Origin of the sequence: Halorubrum cibi (genome assembly GCF_900182635.1) — an archaeon.
GTDB lineage: Archaea > Halobacteriota > Halobacteria > Halobacteriales > Haloferacaceae > Halorubrum > Halorubrum cibi.
Genome location: NZ_FXTD01000033.1, coordinates 1 through 1,016, shown reverse-complemented (window position 1 = coordinate 1,016; position 1,016 = coordinate 1). Strand labels below are relative to the sequence as shown.

At 64.1% G+C, this 1,016-nt stretch carries 2 protein-coding genes; both read left to right on the top strand.

Annotation, left to right across the window (positions count from 1 at the left end; translation table 11 throughout):
- The coding region (arsD, locus tag FN829_RS15715) for an arsenite efflux transporter metallochaperone ArsD (RefSeq protein ID WP_142987864.1) at positions 1–318 on the top strand (318 nt) is incomplete at its 5' end.
- Between the two features lie 3 nt (positions 319–321).
- The coding region (locus tag FN829_RS15710; RefSeq protein WP_142987863.1) for a TRC40/GET3/ArsA family transport-energizing ATPase at positions 322–1,016 on the top strand (695 nt) is incomplete at its 3' end.

Below are 1,016 nucleotides of genomic sequence, written 5' to 3'. Positions count from 1 at the left end.
ACCCTGTACGAAGAAGCGATGTGTTGCTCCACCGGCGTCTGCGGTCCCGACCCCGACGACGAACTCGTCGAGGTCAGCGCGGCGCTTGACCAGCTCGAAGACGCGTTCGACGAGCTCGAAGTCAACCGGGCGAACATGCAGCACAACATCGACCAGTTCCTCGAAACGCAGCGGATCTACGACCGCGTCCAGGAGGACGGACCGTCGATCCTCCCGATCACGGTCGTCGACGACGAGATCGTCGCCGAGGGCGAGTACCTCTCGTACGACGAACTGACCGCGGCCATCGACGGCAACGCCGCGCCGCAGGAGGTCTAACGAATGGCACAATCACAGTCGACAGCGACGAGCGCGCGTGAGGTCGTCGAACCGAGTAGCGACGAAACCGAGTTCGTTTTCTTCAGCGGGAAGGGCGGCGTCGGCAAGAGCACGGTGAGCTGTGCGACCGCGACGTGGCTCGCCGACAACGACTACGAGACGCTCTTGGTGACCACCGACCCTGCCCCGAACCTCTCGGACATCTTTGGGCAGTCGATCGGCCACGAGGTCACCGCGATCGACGGGATCGAGAACCTCTCGGCGATCGAGATCGACCCGGACACCGCCGCCGAGGAGTACCGCCAGGAGACGATCGAGCCGATGCGCGAACTGCTCGGTGAAGAGGAGATCCAGACGGTCGAAGAGCAGCTCAACAGCCCCTGCGTCGAGGAGATCGCCGCCTTCGACAACTTCGTCGACTTCATGGACAGCCCGGAGTACGACGTCGTCGTCTTCGACACCGCACCGACGGGCCACACCATCCGGCTCATGGAGCTCCCCTCCGACTGGAACGCCGAACTGGAGAAGGGCGGGTCGACCTGTATCGGGCCGGCGGCGTCGATGGAGGACAAAAAACAGGACTACGAGCGTGCCATCGACACGCTCCAGGACGACGAGCGCACTTCCTTCGCCTTCGTCGGCAAGCCGGAGGACTCCTCGATCGACGAGATCGAACGCAGCGCGAGCGACCTCGGCGA